This is a genomic window from Streptomyces sp. NPDC048171 (genome assembly GCF_043202655.1).
Classification (GTDB): Bacteria; Actinomycetota; Actinomycetes; order Streptomycetales; family Streptomycetaceae; genus Streptomyces.
Genome location: NZ_JBIDAU010000004.1, coordinates 569,792 through 585,045, shown reverse-complemented (window position 1 = coordinate 585,045; position 15,254 = coordinate 569,792). Strand labels below are relative to the sequence as shown.

At 72.0% G+C, this 15,254-nt stretch carries 16 protein-coding genes; 3 read left to right on the top strand and 13 right to left on the bottom strand.

What is annotated here, in order from left to right; genetic code table 11:
- Positions 1-89 precede the first annotated feature (89 nt).
- Positions 90-626: a cupin domain-containing protein gene (locus tag ACGF3J_RS14295; protein WP_161329115.1), complete on the top strand. Its 537-nt coding sequence runs from the start codon at positions 90-92 to the stop codon at positions 624-626.
- A complete protein-coding gene (locus tag ACGF3J_RS14290) occupies positions 626-1,669 on the top strand; it encodes a 3-oxoacyl-ACP synthase (RefSeq protein WP_161329116.1) in 1,044 nt (347 codons plus the stop codon). The genes ACGF3J_RS14295 and ACGF3J_RS14290 overlap by 1 nt, the downstream gene beginning before the upstream one ends.
- A 93-nt stretch (positions 1,670-1,762) precedes the next feature.
- Here ACGF3J_RS14290 and ACGF3J_RS14285 read toward each other — a convergent pair whose 3' ends face one another.
- From ACGF3J_RS14285 to ACGF3J_RS14270, 4 genes are all read right to left on the bottom strand, one after another.
- Entirely contained in the window at positions 1,763-2,620 is an 858-nt protein-coding gene (locus ACGF3J_RS14285) for an AfsR/SARP family transcriptional regulator (protein ID WP_161329878.1), read from the bottom strand.
- 176 nt (positions 2,621-2,796) lie between these two features.
- Positions 2,797-3,246 (bottom strand): MarR family winged helix-turn-helix transcriptional regulator, encoded by a 450-nt coding sequence (locus tag ACGF3J_RS14280; protein WP_161329879.1) that lies wholly within the window; start codon positions 3,244-3,246, stop codon positions 2,797-2,799.
- A gap of 92 nt (positions 3,247-3,338) precedes the next feature.
- Positions 3,339-3,770, bottom strand: a complete 432-nt coding sequence (locus ACGF3J_RS14275; RefSeq protein ID WP_161329880.1) for a hotdog fold thioesterase — start codon at positions 3,768-3,770, stop codon at positions 3,339-3,341.
- A gap of 11 nt (positions 3,771-3,781) precedes the next feature.
- On the bottom strand, positions 3,782-5,350 hold the full coding sequence (locus tag ACGF3J_RS14270) for an MFS transporter (RefSeq protein WP_393854166.1): 1,569 nt from the start codon (positions 5,348-5,350) through the stop codon (positions 3,782-3,784).
- Between the two features lie 184 nt (positions 5,351-5,534).
- Between ACGF3J_RS14270 and ACGF3J_RS14265 the strand changes: the two genes are divergently transcribed.
- A complete protein-coding gene (locus ACGF3J_RS14265) occupies positions 5,535-6,491 on the top strand; it encodes an aldo/keto reductase (protein WP_161328777.1) in 957 nt (318 codons plus the stop codon).
- Positions 6,492-6,558: 67 nt separating this feature from the next.
- Here the strand turns inward: ACGF3J_RS14265 and ACGF3J_RS14260 are convergent, their stop codons facing one another.
- The 9 genes from ACGF3J_RS14260 to ACGF3J_RS14220 are packed head-to-tail and all read right to left on the bottom strand — an operon-like array spanning position 6,559 to position 15,034.
- Positions 6,559-7,296 (bottom strand): HAD family phosphatase, encoded by a 738-nt coding sequence (locus ACGF3J_RS14260; protein WP_161328776.1) that lies wholly within the window; start codon positions 7,294-7,296, stop codon positions 6,559-6,561.
- A complete protein-coding gene (locus ACGF3J_RS14255) occupies positions 7,293-8,852 on the bottom strand; it encodes an FAD-dependent monooxygenase (RefSeq protein WP_161328775.1) in 1,560 nt (519 codons plus the stop codon). Before ACGF3J_RS14255 ends, ACGF3J_RS14260 begins: the two co-directional genes overlap by 4 nt.
- Positions 8,840-9,598, bottom strand: a complete 759-nt coding sequence (locus tag ACGF3J_RS14250; RefSeq protein ID WP_161328774.1) for an SDR family NAD(P)-dependent oxidoreductase — start codon at positions 9,596-9,598, stop codon at positions 8,840-8,842. Before ACGF3J_RS14250 ends, ACGF3J_RS14255 begins: the two co-directional genes overlap by 13 nt.
- 48 nt (positions 9,599-9,646) lie before the next feature.
- On the bottom strand, positions 9,647-10,633 hold the full coding sequence (locus tag ACGF3J_RS14245) for a 3-oxoacyl-ACP synthase III family protein (RefSeq protein WP_161328773.1): 987 nt from the start codon (positions 10,631-10,633) through the stop codon (positions 9,647-9,649).
- Between the two features lie 54 nt (positions 10,634-10,687).
- Positions 10,688-11,413 (bottom strand): 3-oxoacyl-ACP reductase FabG, encoded by a 726-nt coding sequence (fabG, locus tag ACGF3J_RS14240; protein ID WP_161328772.1) that lies wholly within the window; start codon positions 11,411-11,413, stop codon positions 10,688-10,690.
- The gene (locus tag ACGF3J_RS14235; RefSeq protein WP_161328771.1) at positions 11,410-12,669 is read right to left on the bottom strand and encodes a beta-ketoacyl synthase; all 1,260 of its coding nucleotides are present in this window, start codon (positions 12,667-12,669) and stop codon (positions 11,410-11,412) included. The genes fabG and ACGF3J_RS14235 overlap by 4 nt, the downstream gene beginning before the upstream one ends.
- Positions 12,669-12,908: an acyl carrier protein gene (locus tag ACGF3J_RS14230; RefSeq protein ID WP_161328770.1), complete on the bottom strand. Its 240-nt coding sequence runs from the start codon at positions 12,906-12,908 to the stop codon at positions 12,669-12,671. Before ACGF3J_RS14230 ends, ACGF3J_RS14235 begins: the two co-directional genes overlap by 1 nt.
- Positions 12,909-12,967: 59 nt before the next feature.
- Entirely contained in the window at positions 12,968-14,023 is a 1,056-nt protein-coding gene (locus ACGF3J_RS14225) for a ketoacyl-ACP synthase III family protein (RefSeq protein ID WP_202558086.1), read from the bottom strand.
- Positions 14,024-14,029: 6 nt separating this feature from the next.
- Positions 14,030-15,034 (bottom strand): ScbA/BarX family gamma-butyrolactone biosynthesis protein, encoded by a 1,005-nt coding sequence (locus tag ACGF3J_RS14220; protein WP_393854165.1) that lies wholly within the window; start codon positions 15,032-15,034, stop codon positions 14,030-14,032.
- Positions 15,035-15,254: the final 220 nt, after the last annotated feature.

Below are 15,254 nucleotides of genomic sequence, written 5' to 3'. Positions count from 1 at the left end.
GAAGCCCCGCACAAGACCAGCACAGGAAGTCAAGACAGACCTCAACCCAGTGCCAATGCTCTGATACATATGACTGCGACCGGTCTCCCGTGAGCAGAGGACTTCCCGTGGTCAAGAAGAGCAGACTCGTAGCCGCCGCCGTGGGCGCCGCGGTGGCGCTCGGCGTCGGATTCGCCACCCAGCCCGTCGCCCAGGCCGACGCCACGGCCGAGGTCCCCCCGGTCAGCGCGGTCACGCTGACCGAAGGAGTCACCTCGGCGCCCTTCAAGATCAAGGCGAAGGACGACCGCAAGGTCCTCTACCGCAAGGCGGTCGTGCAGCCGGGCGCCTCCACGGGCTGGCACTACCACGTGGGCGAGGAGATCGCCGTCATCAACTCCGGCACTTTCACCCGGATCGACGGTTCGGACTGCTCGGTGGAGGAGTACGGCCCGGGCGAGTCGCTCGTGGAGCCCGTGGGCCCGGACACCGTGCACATGGGCATCAACAAGGGCACCGAGCCGGTCGAGTTGTACGTCGTCGACATCATCCCCACGACGGCGACCTCCCCGAGCACGCCCGCCCCGGACCCGGGGTGCGACGTCGAGGCGGGAGCCCCGAAGAGCTCGAGAGCAGAGGCGAAGTAATGCGCCTGCCGTACCCGTTGGGCATCTCGGGCCCCACGCTCTGGCTCCCGCGGGGCCGGCAGAGCGCGGCGGAGGCCGTCGCGCGTGAGCTGGTCGACGCCGAGACCGCCGACGAACTCGGGTACGCCGGTCTGCCGGTGGCCGACCTGGCCGCACCGGAGATGGCGGTCGAGGCCGGGCGCGGGGCACTCACCGCGGCCGGGGTCGACCCCGGCACCGTGGGCCTCCTGCTGCATGCCTGGATCCACTACCAGGGGCACGACCTGTGGTCCCCCGCACACTTCGTCGCCGACCGGCTGGGCGCCGTCGGCGCCGTGCCGCTCGGTGTCCAGCAGGTGTGCAACGGCGGGGCGGCGGCCGTGGAACTGGCCGCCGCCCGGCTCCTCGTCGAACCCGGCCTCGGGCACGCCCTGATCACCACCGCCGACGCGTTCCTGGCGCCCGGCTTCGACCGCTGGAGCGGGGACTACGGCATCGGGTACGGCGACGGGGCCACCGCCCTCGTCCTGCACCACCTGCCGGGGAGCGAGGGCGGCCGGCCGGCCGATCTGATCCTGCACTCGGTCGCCACGGTCGCCGCGCCCCGGCTGGAGCGCATGCACCGCGGCGACGATCCCTTCGGCCCGGCCGCCCGCTCGCTCGGGCCGACGGTGGACATCCGCCGGACCAAGAAGGCGTTCCTCCAGGCGGAGGGCATGGAGGCGTTCACCGGAACCAGCGCCGCGGCGCTGCGGTCGGCGGTGGAGTCGTGCCTGGCGGGCGCGGGGCTGTCCGCGACGGGCGACGCGCCGCTGCGCTACGTGGTGGCGCCGCGACTCGGTCGCAAGACCATCGACCTGGCCTACGCGCCGGTGCTGACCAAGCTCACCGGGGCGCCACTGCTGCGGCCCGGCGACGACACCGGACACCTGGGAGCCGGTGATGCCGCCGCCAGCCTGGCGGAGCTGTGCACCGGTCGGCTGCTGGGCCCCGGCGAGTACGCGCTGGTGGTGAGCGCGGGTGCCGGGTTCACCTGGTCGTGCCTGCTGGTCAGCGGGGCCTGAGCCCGACGGCCGTCCACGCGGGGCGCCCGGCCGGGAAACCGGCCGGGCGCCCCGCGTGATCCGCTCGTTTCGACAGCCGCCCGCGGCCCGGCGTCAGGCTGTCATCATGCTTCCCATGCTCCAGCGGTCCTGCTGCCGTGGGACGGTGGCCCGCCGGGCCGACCGGCGCTGATGCGTGTCGAGCGACGGCTCGCCGCGCAGGATGTCCTGCTCCATCTGGACCAGGAACGGCGAGGGCTCCAGGCCCAGCTCCTCCACCAGCCGGGTCCGCAGCCGCCGCATCACCGCGAGCGCCTCCGCCCGCCGGCCAGAGCGGTAGAGCGCGAGCATCAGGTGCCGGTGGAAGTTCTCGTGGAGCGGGTGGCGGGCGGTGAGCTCGGTGATCTCGGGAACCAGGGTGTGATGGGCGCCGCGCTGCAGGTCGGCGTAGATCCGGTGCTCCAGCGTGCACAGGAGGGACTCGTCCAGGTGGACGATCCGGGCACCGAGCAGTTCCCCGGCCTCCACGTTGACGAGTGCCGGGCCGCGCCACAGTGCGACGGCCTGGTGGAGCAGATCGGAGCCCTCGACGAATTCGCCGCGCTGGATCGCGGCGTTTCCGGCGGCGGTCAGCATCTCGTACTCGGTGATGTCGAGCGCGACCCCCCGAGTGGAGAGCACATAACTGCCGCCCTCGGTGATGAGGATTTCCTCGGCGACGTCGTTGGCGCTCTTATTGAGGGCTTCCGCGAGAGTGCGACGAACCTGCCCTATGTAGGTCTGAATGGTCGCGGTGGCGGTGCGCGGCGGGCTGTCCCCCCACAACTCCTGCACAAGTGCATTGATGGATACCGCACTGTCGGCGTTGACAGCGAGCAAAGCAAGCAGACGACGCGGCTTGGGAGCCAGAACGACCGGCTCCAGATCATCGCCGAATATCGTCATCGGCCCCAGGACATGAATCTGCACCATTCCCCCTTATTGGTACAACCACCCCACTCTGCAGTGAGATGTCTAACTCTTGTCCCCCGCACCGTGTGGCCAGGCACGGGTCACTTTCCATCCTAGCAGGAAAAAGAAAGCCACGTTGATTTCATGGTGAACGAAATCAACGTGGTCTTTCCGTACTACTGGCTTATCCCGAGGGGTTATTTAAGTGAACCCAGAACGGCGATGGTCCGCTCGAGATACTCCTCGAACCGCGCCCTTTCCTCGGGCGTGAATTCGGCGCCCAGCGAAGCCTCGACACGAAGGGCCGCCTTGTCGGCCTGCTTCGCGATGGCACGGCCCGCCCGGGTCGCCCGGTTGACCACGACCTTCTGATGCAGCTCCGAGGGTTCGCGGAAAACCAGGCCGGCCTTCTCCAGGTTGGTCAGAACCGTCGCCATCGTCTGTGGCGTGACCATGCACTCGCGCGCGAGCTGGGCCGCGGACATGCCGTCCGAGACCGACAGCAACAGCAGGACCGAGTACTGGGGCACCGTCAGGCCGAACTCTCGCAGCACGTCGGTCTTGCGCCCGATCAGCGCCTGCTCGGCGCGCTTGATCGTGTGCCCGAGCCTGCCTGCGGCGACCGTCTCCGTCGTCGTCTTCGCCATATCAATAGTCTTGCATACGACAGAAGGCGAAGCAGTAGTCGTGCGTTGCCTCGGCCGGGCCCGCGGACCGTCGTGCCCCGGGCCGCGTACGGTCACCGGATCGTCCGGCGCCTGGTCGGCGGGATCGCACAGGTCAGCCGGGCGGTGCAGGTGCGCCGGCCCCGCTCGTCACGGATGACGATCTCGTAGGTGGCGGTGTGCGTGCCCACGTGCAGCGGCCGGCACTCACCGGTGACCCGGCCCGACCGCGCCCCTCCGTGGTGGGTGCACGACAGCTCCTGCCCGACGATGATCCGGTCGGCGCCCGCGTGCGTCCAGGCGGCGAGCGACCCGAGCGTCTCGGCCAGCACGGCGTTGGCCCCGCCGTGCAGCAGACCGATCGGCTGGCGGTTGCCCGCCACCGGCATGGTGCCGATCACCAGGTCCGGCTCGCAGACCTCGATCTCGATGCCGAGGCGCTCCACCAACTGCTCGTCGGCATAAGGGGACAGGACCTCGACGGGTCCGAGGGCGGTCTGTGCCATGACCCGCCCCCTCAGCGCGCGGAAGCGGGCTCGGGCGACGACGCCGCGGACGGCTCGCCGACGGCTTCGTCCGCCGCGTCGGCCGACGGCTTGCCGCCCTTCAGCAGGCTGCCGACGACCACGGCGGTGACCGCGCAGGCCGCCGCGACGATCCACATGGTGGTGTGCAGGCCGGCGGCGTAGGCGTCGGCCATCGCGGTCACCGCCCGGTCCCGGACCTCACCCGCGGGCAGGGTCTCGGCGGCCTCGTTGAGACCGCCCTGCAGGGCGCGCGAGGTCAGCGCCTCGGCACCGCCGTCGTAGGCGGAGACCGCGTCGGTGTCGAGGGCACTCTTGGTCAGCGCCGTGACGAGAGCGCCGAGACCGGCCATGGAGACCGCGTCCGAGGTCAGCCGCACCGTGTTGAACATGCCCGCGGCCATGCCCATCCGCTCGGGCTCGACGGCCGACACGGCCGCGCCGTCCAGGATGCCCAGCGAGATGCCGTAACCGATGCCCAGGAAAAGCAGCGGGCCGGCCAGCGCGACGGCCGAGGCGCCCGGCTCGACCATGGTCAACCAGGCGGCGCCGACTGCGGAGAAGGCGAGCAGCACCACGAACAGGGTGCGCTGCGAGACCTTCTGCGCGAGGACGCCGGTGACGGCGGGCATCACCAGGGAGGGTCCGGTCAGCAGCAGCAGGACCAGCCCGATCCGGAAGGCCGACAGACCGCTCGTGGAGGTCAGGTACGGCGGCAGCACGATGACGAGCGCGACGAAGCTGAACGCCAGCACCAGCGGCACCAGGCAGACCGCGAGGAACTGCGGGCGGGCGAAGAGACCCAGGTCGAACATCGGGTGTTCGGAGCGGCGCTCCACCCTCACGAAGGCCACGAGCAGAACCAGGCAGCCGGCGGCCGAGGCGAGCACGATCGCGTCGGTCCAGCCGCGGCCCGGCCCCTCCACCAGGGCGAGGACGAACAGGGCGATGCCGAAGCCGAAGAGGAAGGTGCCCGCCCAGTCGAAGCGAGGCCCGCGGTTCGGTTCCGTACGGGGCAGCATCGGCGTGCTCAGCAGCACGAGGACGGCGACCCCCGCGAGTACGAGGAACACCGAGCGCCAGCCCCACAGGTTGACCAGGACGCCGCCGAACATCGGCCCGAAGGCGAGACCCGCGCCGAGGAAGGTGCCGAACAGTCCGAACGCCTTCGCCCGCGCGGGGCCGTCGAAGGCCTGAGCCACGATCGCGGTGATGGAGGCGAGTGCCGCACCGCTGCCGAAGCCGGAGACGGCGCGCGAGACGTCGAGCAGCAGGATGTTGTTGGAGAGGCCGGAGACGGCCATCCAGAACGCGAAGAAGGCCATGCCCCAGGTGAACATCCTGCGGTGGCCCACGCGGTCCGCGAGCGAGCCCATCGCCGCGAGGCTGCTGGACGCGGTCAGCATGTAGCCGTCGACCACCCACTGGGCAGCGGCGAGGGAGCTGTGCAGATCGGCGCCGATGTCGGGCACGGCCACGGACGGGCCGGTCACCACCAAGGTCATCAGCGGGCCGACGACGCACGCCGCGGCGAGTGTCGCCCGCGGGTTGCCGGTGGACACGGTGAATCACCCCTGTTCTGTTCTATGTCGTTGACAGTCATGTATAAGAACTCTGGCATAGATTAGTGGCCTGCATATAGAACATGTCAATGCCGTATGGCAGAGTTCTGCATAAAGGCGAGGGCCTGTCACAGGAATCGGGGCAGGACTCCACGGGGACAACGGGAGAGAGGTGCGCACGAACATGCGCAGGATCCAACTGGGCGGCTCGCAGCGGACGTTCGCGGCCGTCGGCATCGGCTGCATGGGCATGTCGTGGGGGTACGACGAGCTGGGCCGGGACGAGAGCGAGTCCGTCGCGGTCATCCGGCACGCGCTCGACCTCGGCGCCGACCTGGTCGACACGGCCGACCAGTACGGCCCGTTCACCAACGAAGTGCTGGTCGGCAAGGCGCTGCGGGGCCGTCGCGACGACGCGCTGCTCGCCACGAAGGGCGGGCTCGTCGTGGACGACCCGGCCACCTACAAGAGCCACCGGGACGGCCGGCCGGAGTACCTGCGCGCCGCCGTCGACGCGAGCCTGCGGCGGCTCGGCGTGGACCACATCGACCTGTACCAGCTGCACCGCATCGACCCGGAGGTGCCGGTCGAGGAGAGCTGGGGCGCGCTCGCGGAACTGGTCGGGGAGGGCAAGCTCGGCACGATCGGGCTCTCCGAGGCGTCGGTCGAGGAGATCGGCCGGGCGCACGCGGTCCACCCGGTCGCCTCCGTGCAGAGCGAGCTGTCGCTGTGGAGCCGGGAGGCCCTGAACGACGGCGTGGTGGAGTACTGCGGGCGTGAAGGCATCGCGTTCATCGCGTTCGCTCCGCTCGGCCGCGGCTTCCTGTCCGGCCGGATCAGCACCCCGCAGGACCTGCCGGAGGTCGACGGCCGGCACCGGATCCCGCGGTTCCAGCCCGAGGCCATCAGCGCCAACCAGGCCATCGTCGACCGGATGCGGCGCGTCGCCGACGGCCTCGGGGCGACCGTCGCGCAGGTGGCGATCGCCTGGGTGCTGGCCCAGGGCGAGCACGTGGGCGTCATCCCCGGCACCAAGACCCGCCGCTACCTGGAGGACAACGTGCGGGCCGGCTCCCTGGACCTCCCGCCGGAGGCCCTCGCCGAACTCGCCGGCCTGCCGGAGGCGGTCGGCGCCCGCTGACACCCCTCCCCGGCGCAGTGCCGAAGGGGCGCCCTGTCCGAGGCGCCCCTTCGTGCCCGCCCGGCGACTACACCGGCTGGCGGCGCGTCCCGGCCGTCAGGGTGGCCGGGACGACCGGCCAGCCCTTCTCGGCCGCGTGGGCCGTCATCCGCGGATGCGCGCCGACGACCGCCGGGTGGCCCACCATGCTCAGCATGGTCAGGTCCCCCGGGTCGTCGCCGTACGCGTGGCAGTCGGCGGGGTCCGCGCCGAACTTCGCCAGCGCCTCCCGGACCGCGTCCGCCTTCGCCGGGCCGAACATCGCGTGCCGGATCGCACCCGTCATCCGCCGGTCCGCGTCCAGTTCCGGCTCCGTGCACAGGACCAGGTCGACGCCCAGTTCGTCGGTGATCGGATGGAGCGTCGCCGGCCAGGAGCCGGAGACGACCACGATGTGGTGGCCCGCCTCCTGGTGACGGCGCAGGCGGGCGATCGTCGGCTCGATGAACGGTGCCCCGCGCTCGCGCAGATGCGCGTACCACTCCCGCGCCTCGGAGACCACGTCGTCCCAGGGGACCCCGGCGTACAGCTCGTAGAACTTGGACACGACCTCGACCGGTGTCACCCCCGTCGCCGCCAGCCGTCGCAGCGGCTCCACCAGCCGCTCGTACGCGGCGCCGGTGACGTCTCCCTCCCGCTTCATCCGATACCGCAGCAGCGAGAACGGCGTCTTCATGGCGATGAGCGTCTCGTCGGCGTCGAAGAACGCCACCACCGGGCGGGAAGGGTCGGTGGTGAGGGGAGGGAGGGCTGGGGACGTGGTCAAGACCGGCTCCTGAGGTGTGCCGCTCGGGTGAGCAGTCGCGTGATGTCCTGGTTTCCTTCGGCGCCGACCCGTGCGAGCAGATGGCCGTCGGGGCGCACGACCGCCACGGCGGGCCCCGGGCCGAGCGCCCGGGCCAGACCCGGGGGAACGGCACGGGTCAGATCGAGTACCGGCGTTCCCCCGGGAAGCTTGCGGCGGATCCGGTCGCGGGTCCCCCGCCAGTCAGCGGGCGGGGTCCGGGTGCCGGGCCACAGCAGCACGGTGTGCCGGTCCCGGTCGATCGTGGGCCAGCCGCCGCTGTCCGGACGCGGTGCCGCCTGCGGGCCGGACGAGACCCTCAGCGGCAGTCGGGGATGGCGGTCGCCGTCGTAGCTGACGGCCGTCTGGCTCAGCTGCGGGGCGAGCCTGCGCTGGAAGAGACCGGTCCGGTCGGCGGCCGTGAACGCCGCGTCCCGCAGCGCCACCTTCGCGGGCGTGTTGACCAGGCCCGCCTTGGTCAGCAGCGCCGTCGAACGGGCCACCTCGTGGGAGACGGCGCGGCGTTCGGAGTCGTACGAGTCGAGGATCGGCTCGCCGAACTCCCCCCGGAGGACACCGGACAGCTTCCACGCCAGGTTGAACGCGTCCTGCATGCCGGTGTTCATGCCCTGCCCGCCCGCCGGGCTGATCACATGGGCGGCGTCGCCCACGAGGAAGCAGCGGCCGTCACGGAAGGCGGAGGCGATCCGGACCCGTACCCTGAAGGACCCGCTCCACAGCAGCTCCTCGACGCGGCTGCGGCCCGCCGCGCGGTCGTCGACGACCTGCTGGAACATCTCGCGGGGCGGCGGGTTGTCCTCGTCGTACGCGTCGTGCGGCACGCTCAGTGCGATGCGGTGGACGCCGTCCCCCATCGGGCCGAGCACCATGGCGCCGCTCGGCGCGTAGCAGTAGTGCGACAGGTCCTCGGAGAGCGTGGTGGTCAGCCGGGCGTCGGTGATCGCGAACGACACGTCGACCGGCGGTCCGTCGTAGCCGATGCCCAGCTCCTTGCGGACGGTGCTGTGCGCGCCGTCCGCGCCGACGAGCCGGCCCGGCTCCAGTTCCTCGGTCCGGCCGTCCTCGTGCTCCAGCTTGACGGCGGGACCGTCCGCCGCGTTGTGGAGGGCGGTCAGCCGGACACCCTGCTCGACCTGTCCGCCGAGCGCGGCGAGCCGCCGGCGCAGCACCGCCTCGGTGTCGTTCTGCGAGAGGGTGAGCGCGAACGGGTAGGGGGAGTCGGGCAGTTTGCTCATCCACGCGGTCGCCAGGCGGCGGCCACGCGAGTAGAAGGCGGTGCCCGCCAGGCGGTGCCCGGTGTCGAGCAGCTCCTCGGTGACCCCGATCCGGTCGAGCAGTTCGAGGTTGCGCGGCCAGATGACGTTCGCGCGGGAGTGCGCGGTGCGTCCGCGGCCGGCATCCACGACGCGTACCGGGATGCCCTGCTGGAGCAGTTCGCAGGCGACGACGAGGCCGACGGGGCCGGCGCCGACGACGAGGACGGGCCGGCCGGCCCGCGCGTCCGTCAGGCCGCCCACATCAGACCTCCGTTGACCTCGACCACGCTGCCGTTGACGTACGAGCTGTCCTGCGAGGCGAGGAACACGGCGGTCGCCCCGATCTCGGAGGGACGGCCGAGGCGCCCGGAGAGCAGTCGGCCGCGGTAGCTCTCCCAAGCGCGCTCGTTGGAGGCCAGCTCCTTGCCCATGCCCTCGTCGATGTAGCCGGGCGAGAGGCAGTTGACGGTGATGCCCTTGGGGGCGAGTTCGGCGGCGGAGGTCCGGGTGAACATCTCCACGGCGGCCTTGCTCGCGCTGTAGGCGGCGGCGCCGATCGCCGCCCGGCCGGCGACGCAGGACGACACGTTGATGATGCGGCCGCCGACGCCGGTCGTCTCGCGACGGGCGACCATGGGGCCGATCACCGCGCGGGTGCAGAGGAAGACACCGGTCAGGTTGGTGGCGAGCGTGGTGTTCCAGTCCGTCACCGACAGCCGGGCGATCTTGCCGTCGCGGCTGACCCCGGCGTTGTTGACGAGGACGTCGACACCGCCGAACGTCTCGACCGCGGCGGCGGTCAGCTCGGCCACCGAGGTCTCGTCGGTGACGTCGGTGTGGTGGAAGAGGAGCCGGCCCTCGTGGTCGTCGGCGAGTTCCTTGATGTCGTACGGGTTGCGCGCGGCGACCACGACCGACGCCCCCTCCGCGAGGAAGGCCTCGGCGATCGCCCGCCCCAGGCCCCGCGTGCCGCCGGTGATGACGGCCGTCTGTCCGTCGAGCCTCATGCTTCTCCATCCGATGCTGCGTGTGGTGTGCGTGTGGGGGTCGGGCCGTCAGTACCAGGTCAGGAGTGCCGCGCCCGCGGTCATGCCGCCACCGACGGACGCCATCAGGACCCGTTCACCGCGCCGCAGCGGGCGCTCGCGGTGCGTGGCGTGCAGGGTGAGCGGCACCGAGGCGGCGACCGTGTTGCCCAGGTGCGGCGCGGTGTACGCGACACGGTCCGGGTCGATGCCCGCGTCCGCCACGAAGGTCTCCAGAAGCCTGGTGTTGGCCTGGTGGAAGACGAACCGGTCGACGTCCTCCAGGGCGAGCCCGCAGTCGTCGAGCGTCATGGCGGTCAGCTTGGCCAGCACCGAGAGGGCGTAGTCACGCACCGCGCGGCCGTCCATCCGGAAGTAGTGCTTGCCGGCCTCGCGGGCCTCGGCGTCGAGCGGCGTCCGGGTACCGCCGCCCTCCACGCCCACGTAGTGGTGGAACTCCCCGTCGGTGACCAGGCGCACCGACTGCAGGCCGTAGCCCTCGGGCACCTCACCGAGCAGGACCGCGCCCGCGCCGTCCCCGAAGAGGCTCACGGTGCGCCGGTCGGTCCTGTCCATGATCGTGGAGAACATGTCGGCGCCGACCAGCAGCACGTACTCGCCGTGCCGGCCCGCCTTCAGCAGCCCTTCGGCGACCGAGAGGCCGTAGAGGAAGCCGCTGCAGACGGCGTTGATGTCGAAGGCGGGCAGGATGGAGAGGCCCAGCTTGTGCTGGAGGATCGCCGCGGTCGACGGCTGCGGCACGTCCGGGGTGCTGGTGGCCACGACCAGCGCGCCGAGCCGTTCGCGGACCTCGTCCGAGACGCCGTCCAGCGCCTCCCGGGCCGCGTGCAGGGCGAGGTCGGACGTGGCCGTGCCGGGCTCGGCGTACCGCCGCGTGAGGACGCCGGTCCGTTCGCTCACCCAGGACTCGGGCATCCCCGTCCAGGCACTGATCTGCTGGTTGTCGATCACCTTGTCGGGTGTGTGGGAGCCGATCGACAGGACACCGACGGGCATGGTTCACCTTTCCTGCGCTACGTGAGTGGTGGTGGACGCGTGCGGCGTGGGGCCTCAGTGCCCCATACCGAGCCCACCGCTGACCGGCAGCACGGCGCCGGTGATGTACGACGCCTCCTCGCCGGTGAGGAACCGCACGGCGGCGGCCACTTCGTCGGCGGTGCCGGCCCGGCCCAGCGGCGTCATCGCCAGGTACTGGTCCATGCGGGCCGGCCGTACGTCGCGCAGCATGTCCGTCTGGACGAGCCCGGGGGCGACGACGTTGACGGTGATGGAGCGGCTGCCGAGCTCCCAGGCGAGGGAGCGGGCGAGACCGACCAGGCCGGCCTTGGCGGCGGTGTAGTTCGTCTGGCCCGGCGAGCCGGTGAACGCCACGGCCGAGGAGATCAGCACGAGCCGGCCCCAGCGCCCGCCGAGCATGCCCCGGGCGGCGTGCCTGGCGACCCGGATGACCGACCGCAGGTTGGTGTCGAGGACGGCGTCGACGTCGTCGTCGTCCAGGGCGAGCAGCAGTCCGTCCCGGGTGATGCCGGCGTTGGCGACGAGCACCTCCACCGTGCCCTGGGCGGCCGCGACCTCCTTGAAGGCGCGTTCCACCTGGGCCTCGTCGGTGACGTCGCAGCGCACCCCCAGCAGCCCCTCGGGAGGCTCGCCGGTGCGGTGGGTGACGGCCACCCGGTCGCCGCGCGCGGCCAGCGACCGGGCGACGGCCAGGCCGATGCCGCGGTTGCCGCCGGTGACGAGGACGGAGCGGCTCGAGGGGCCGGGAGTACCCGTCATGCCGGCGTCACCACGATCACGGCGTTCTGACCGCCGAAGCCGAACGAGTCGTTCACCGCAGCGCCGATCTCCATCGGCCGGGCCTCCTTGGCCACCACGTCCACCCCGATGCCCGGGTCCAGGCTGCTCAGGTTGGCCGTCGGCGGAACCAGGCGCCGCTCCACGGCGAGCACCGTGTACACCGCCTCGGCGGCTCCGGCGGCGCCCAGCAGATGGCCGACGACCCCCTTGGTGGAGGTGACGGCGGGCTTCTCGCCGAAGACCCGGCGGAGCATCCCGGCCTCGGTGATGTCGTTGAGCGGGGTCGACGTGCCGTGCGCGTTGACGTGGTCGACCTCGGAGGTGTCGACCAGGGCGTCGGCGAGCGCCGCCCGGATGGCCCGCTCGGCGCCGCCGCCGGTCGGGTCGGGCGCCGACGCGTGGTGGCCGTCGGCGGAGGCGCCGAAGCCGGAGACCAGCGCTCTCGTGCGGGCGCCGCGCGCCCGCGCGTCCTCGACCCGCTCCAGGACGAGCATCGCCGCGCCCTCGCCGGCGACGAATCCGTCGCGCTCGGCGTCGAAGGGGCGGGAGGCGGACGCCGGGTCGTCCCGCCGGGTGGACAGCGCACCCGCCCGGGCGAGGCTGGCCATGGCGGTCGGGGACATCGCGGCCTCGGCACCGCCGGCCAGGACGATGTCGCAGACGCCGGACTCCAGGAGCGAGCGGGCGTACCCGATCGCCGTGTTGCCGGAGGCGCACGCGGTCGACACGACCTGGTTGGGGCCGAGTGCCTTGAGGTCCATGGCGATGTAGCCGGCGGTCATGTTGACCGGGCCCATCACCATGAGCAGCGGCGAGACGAACTCGGGGCCGTCGGCGAGGTGGTTGCCCTTCTCGCGTTCGACGGTGGACCAGCCACCGAGCGAGGTGCCGACCACGACCCCGACGCGGGGCCCGTCCCACGCGGTCGGGTCGAGACCGGCGTCCTCGACGGCCTGCCGGGCGGCGACCACGCCGAAGTGGCTGATCGGGTCCATGCGGACGGCGCTGCGCCTCCCGAGGAGGGCGCCCGCGTCGAAGTCCGGTACGCGGCAGGCGAAGTCGACGGGCAGACCGGCGAGGCCGGGGTCGGTGGCCGCGGTGGACTCACCCGACCAGACCCGCGCGAAGTTGGCCTCGACGCCGAGGCCGGCCGGCGTGACCAGCCCGACGCCGGTGACCGCCACGTCGAAGCGTTTCGTGCGCCCGCCCGGGCGCTGGGTCGGTATGCCGGTCATCAGGCCACCGCGACCTTGCCGTCGATCTCGGCGAGGATGTCGGCGAAAGTGTTCTCCGAGGTCAGCGCCGTTTCGTCGATCTGGACCCCGAACTCCTTCTGGACGATGACGCTCAGCTCGATCAGCGCGAGCGAGTCCAGGTCGAGCCGGTCGAAGGTGGAGGTGGTGTCGAGTTCCTCGGGGGTCATGCCGAGCTTCTCGGAGACGAGGGCGAAGAGACGGTCCTGGAACGCGGACATGGTGGTTCTCCTTGGGAGTATCGGGATGTGGTGGAGTGAAGCGGTACGGGTGCGGCGGGTCAGCGCTTGCTGACCACGGCCGCGGTGAAGGTGAATCCGCCGCCGCCGTTGAGCACGAGGGCGTATGCACCGGGTCTGAGCAGGTCCGAGCGGGCCAGGTCGGCGAGGGACGCGTTCAGGTCGCCGGCGCCCACGTGCCCGGTGGCCCGGCCCAGGTCGAGCACCTCCGCGGAGGTGACGTCCTTCAGCGGTGGCAGGTAGGCCTCGTTCATCGCCTTGGTGCCCAGGCGGGGGATCACGGCGTGGTGCAGCCGCGAATCGTCGCCGGTGAGTCCGGCGTCGGACAGCGCCTCCCCGACGACGGCACGGATGCGGTCGGCGGCCGTCTCCACGAAGAACTCGACGCCGTGCGCCTTGATGAAGGCACGCTTGGTGCGCCGCACGTCGATCATCGGGCTGTGCCCCATCGGCGTCGCGTTGAGTTCGTCGTCGCCACGGTGCATCACCTCCAGTTCGGCGGCCGTCCGGGTGGCCAGCGAGTGCAGCAGCAGGTCGGGAGGGAAGGCGTGCGCCGACCCGGGTTCCGTCGCGGGGGCGGTGCGGTGGACGAGAACGGCGGTGGCCGCGTCTCCGGCCGCCATCCCGTAGTCGCTGAGCCAGCGGTGCCAGCTCGGCATCAGGAAGCGGTCGGCGGTCGTGACCAGGGCGGGACCGGCGGACGGGTCGCCCTGGAGCCGGCTCGCGGCCAGTTCGATGCCGATGGCACCGCCGTTGCACTGCTGGAGCAGCCCGATCGGTACGGCGTGTTCGGCGCCGATCCGGCGGGCGATGTAGTGCGGGGCGGACCAGGCGTCGTGGCCCTGATGGTGGACGCTCGCGTGCAGCACCAGGGAGAGCGCGTCGGGGCGGGCGCCGGAGAGCGTGAAGAGCCGGTTCGCGGCCTGGACGGCCATGTCCGGCGGCGCGGTGTCCTCGCTGACCGGCAGTGAGGTGTAGCCGAGTTCGCGGGCGGTCCGGGCGTCGATGTCACCTGCGGCCACGGCCTCTTCGGTCGTCTGGATGCCGTCCGGGTACCAGGCCGTCGCCGACAGGCCCAGGGGTGCGTCCAGTCGCACGGACCGTCACCTGCCGTCCGTGTCGGAGACCGGAAGGGCCGCGACCTCGACGCCGGCCGTGCAGACCGACTCCCCGTCCTGCCGGAAGTCGACGGTGAGGCGCTCGCCGCCGGAGGGCGTGACGGAGACCGTGACCGGGCTGTCCAACTCCACGAAGCGGTGGAACGTGGCGCCGAAGGCGCGGGCGTAGCGCCGTTCTCCGGGTCCGCCCGAGGCGAGGACCGCGGCTTGGCGCGCCGCCTCCATCAGGGCCATCGCCGGTACGTGGTCCAGGGGGTGGTCGTACATGGCCGCGTGCCGCACCGGGACGTCGAGCACCGCGCGCAGTGCGGTCGTGCCGTCGGGGTGCCGTGCCGCGTCGGTGAGGACGACGTTCTCCGTCCGCTCGCGGCCCACCAGGGCGGGCTCGACGGGCGAACCGGTGCGGGTGGACGGCATGTCGGAGGAGAGCGGCGGGACGGAGCCGCGGCTCTTGGCGCGGTGGGCGGTGTAGCCGTCGCGGCTGAGGTATCCGGCCACGACGACGCTCGTCCCGGCCCGCCGGCCGCCCACCAGGAACACGCACTCGAGGGTGGCGGCCAGCAGCCTGGTGCCGCGCCGCTTGAGGTCGCGTGCGGTGACCTCGACGACGAGTTCGTCCGGGGCGTCGCCGCGGGCCCGCAGCGCCTCGAGATCGGTGAACTCGGTGGTCCAGTCGCTGATCAGGAAGGAGGTGTCGTAGGCGACGTCCAGCCACTGGTGCGCCACGACGGTGACCGCCTGGCGGGCGGCCTCCAGGAGGAACAGCGGGTCGAGCAGGGCGGGCCGTTGCGTGTGGTCGTTGTAGTAGCTGTGCGCGCGGGGCGCCTGGACCGCCACGGCGAAGGCGTCGCCGCCGCGCCGTACGGCATCGGTGACGAAGACCTCCATGACGGCCCGGCGGTGCACCAGGACACGGTCCATGGGCCGCTGGTAGGCGAGTTCGGCCGCGGCCGGGGCCGCTTCCGCCGGCTCCTGCTCAGCAAGGGTCATGCCCGGTTCCGTTCGTCCGTGGGTCTGTTTCGGCGGGCCCCTGGGGGGCATGAATCAACCTTCACAGCCGCCTCTGGGGTTTCATCTGCGAACGACGGGGCAGTCGGCCAAGGCCTTGCGTGTGGTCGGCTTGAGAGCCGCTGAAGACTGGCTGAAGACCGGCCGCGACGCCGCCGGGCAGCCCGGCGCGAGGCCGCCGGACACACGAGAAGGCCGCCCC